The sequence below is a fragment of the Mycobacterium sp. genome, assembly GCF_032161845.1.
Taxonomy (GTDB): domain Bacteria; phylum Actinomycetota; class Actinomycetes; order Mycobacteriales; family Mycobacteriaceae; genus Mycobacterium.
Map to the genome: position 1 here is coordinate 1 of NZ_JAVRQA010000316.1, position 2,755 is coordinate 2,755.

The 2,755-nt window shown below is 67.9% G+C and carries 3 protein-coding genes; all 3 read right to left on the reverse strand.

What is annotated here, in order from left to right; all coding sequences use genetic code 11:
- A partial coding sequence (locus tag QOD90_RS17130) for an esterase (RefSeq protein ID WP_526351796.1) occupies positions 1 to 793 on the reverse strand: 793 nt, incomplete at its 3' end.
- Positions 794 to 849: 56 nt separating this feature from the next.
- The gene (locus tag QOD90_RS17135) at positions 850 to 2,064 is read right to left on the reverse strand and encodes a THUMP-like domain-containing protein (RefSeq protein WP_526351800.1); all 1,215 of its coding nucleotides are present in this window, start codon (positions 2,062 to 2,064) and stop codon (positions 850 to 852) included.
- Positions 2,022 to 2,755 (reverse strand): class I SAM-dependent methyltransferase (locus tag QOD90_RS17140; RefSeq protein WP_526351798.1); only part of this gene is annotated, 734 nt, incomplete at its 5' end. The genes QOD90_RS17140 and QOD90_RS17135, both read right to left, overlap by 43 nt.

Genomic DNA, 2,755 nt, shown 5'->3' on the forward strand with positions numbered 1-2,755 from the left:
CGGACACCGAGAAGGCACCCGTCGACTCGGGAAGCAGCTCGCCCTGGTCGAAGAAGAAGATGACGGCGTCATTGGTGATGGCGAAGTTCTGGTACTTCGATGGATCCAAGCCGACCCCGGGAGAGATCGCCGCGGTCTCGCCGAACTGCTTCGTCGCCTCGGCCTGCACGACGGGGAAGATCAGCGGGAAGGGCGCGGTCCCCTCCCTGAACAGGTTGTCGATCGTGATCGGCTTGCGGTACGCCTGGTCCCAGTTGAACGCCTGGTAGAAGGTCTGCGGGTGGGTGCCGCCAACACTTTGGTAGGTCTTGAACACCAGGGATTGGGTGCCTCGCGGCGGCATTGCCGAGTTGTACTGCGTCATGGTCGTGTCGAGTTCGTATGGCATGTCCCGCGGCGAGCCGGACTTCGCGACGTTGAGGAATCCGTCACGCGTCTGCTGGACGTATGCGGAGACCGCCTTCCCGTCCGGGAAGTCGAGCGGGTAGACGATGTCCAGCGAGTAGGCGGGGTCGCTCTTCTGGATCTGGCACGTCTGACCAGGTGCCGACGTGCCAAGGGTGGGCCCCGGAGTCGGCGAGCCAGGGGTGGGGGTGGTCGGCGCGGTGGTGGGGCTAGGGGCCGCGGAGGTGGCGAGGGCGGTGGCCGGGGTCGGAACGACGGGCGGGGCCACCTCGACGGGCACTCCGTCGAGGTCAGAGCACTTCGGCGGCGCCGCGGAAGCCACTACGACGCCCGACCATCCGATTGCGACTGCTGCCGCAACGGCGAGGGCCAGGTGGGGCATGCGCATCTATAGAACCTCCACGGAAGAGCGGCACCGTCACCGCGGACGCCACAATACCGGGATCATCTCGACGGTCGGCAAATATAGGCGACCGCGCGACCGGCCGCACCGCTCCCGATTCTGGTGATGACCACCGACAGTCTTTGCGAACCACGCAGCCGCAGCCGTGGCCGCAGCACGTCCGGATCGACGTCGACGCCGCGCACCAGAATCTCCACTGCCCCGACGTCCCGCGTCGAAAGGGCTTGGCGCAGAATCCGTTCGCCGTAGTCGACTTCGTCGAGGACCTCGAATCCCCGCACGCCGTCCGGCAGCTCGTCGCCAGACAGGTATGCGATGTTGCGATCGAGTTGCCACAGACCGTGTCGCGCGCCGTAGTGCCGCACCAGTCCCGCTCGCACCACCGCGCCGTCCGGGTCGACGATCCACCGCCCCGCGGGGCCGACGGCACAGTCGTCACCATCGGCGTCGGTAATCTCCTCGCCTCGGTCGAGAACCGTCGCACGGCGCGTCACCCCTGGCTCGGCAAGGCCGCGCGACCAGAGGCATGCCTCTCGAACACCGCCTGCCGCCGACGTCACCTCGATCTCGCCGGCGAATCCGAGTCTGCGGATCTGGTCGAAATCGATTCCCGGAGCACACTTCACGACGAACTCGCGAGACGCGTACACGTCGAGCAGAGCGTCCAATGCCGGTGTGTAGTCCCGCGGGTCGAAGCGACGGCGCCCGCCGCTGCGTCGTGCCGGGTCGGCGACGACGACGGCATCGCGCGTCACCGGCCGCAAGGCGTCTGCAAGGCATAGCGTCACCTCGTTGCCGACACTGGCCAGGTTGTGGCGCGCCATGGCCAGCCGAACGGGGTCGACGTCACTACCGACGACCCGGGCAGCCGAGTCCCGCAGCGCCGCGATCTCGGTGCCGATCGAGCAGGTGACGTCGTGCACGGTGGCGCCGACGAGGCGCCGTACCCTATGTGCCGCAACCGATCTCGCGGTCGCCTGCTGCAACGCCTCGTCGGTGAACAGCCAGCCCGACGGGTCGGGGAACTTGGCGCCGGCCCTGCGGCGCAGCAGTGTGGTCTCGATCAGCACCGGGGCGCGGTCGCCGAAATTCGCTCGCGCCGAGGCGATGTCGGCTATTCGCGTCGCGTCGGTCAGCTGATATGCGGCCACCTGGTCAAGCGCACGCGCGCCGACTTCGCCGCTGAGATACGCGACGTCTTCGAGCGTGAACGCTAGGACGGCTTGACCCCGGTCACCATCACGTTGTAGAACCAGCCCTTCGGCACGACGTGACGCCACACGTTGGCGTCCACCCAGGACAGGCCGATCCAGCCGCGGAACGCGAACTTCGCCCAACCCCAACCCAGGCGGCCCGCAGGCACCGACGCCTCGAACGTGCGCACCGGCCAGCCGAACATGGCGGCGGTGAACTCCTCGCTGGCGGTGGCGACCTCGACCGCTCCGGCATTGGCGGCCATGCGTTCGAGGTCGCTCGGCTCGAAGGTGTGCAGATCCACCACGGCTTCCAGCGCCGCGGCGCGCGACGACTCGTCGAGTTCTTCCTGGGGACGACGCCAGCCGGAAAGGCCAGGCAGCTTGGTCACGTTGGTGGCGACGCGCCACGTCAGGGTCGAGAGCTGACGGGCGTACACGTTCCCCGCCGTGGTCGGTTCTCCCGCGAAGACGAACCGGCCACCCGGCTTGAGGACGCGGATGACCTCGCGTAGAGAGAGCTCCACGTCCGGGATGTGGTGTAGCACAGCGTGTCCGACGACAAGGTCGAACGTGTCGTCCTCGTACGGGATGCCCTCGGCGTCGGCGACACGTCCGTCGACGTCCAAGCCCAGTGAGAGGCCGTTGCGCGTGGCCACCTTGACCATGCCCGGCGAGAGGTCGGTCACCGAGCCGCGCCGAGCGACACCCGCCTGAATCAGGTTGAGCAGGAAGAAGCCGGTTCCGCAGCCCA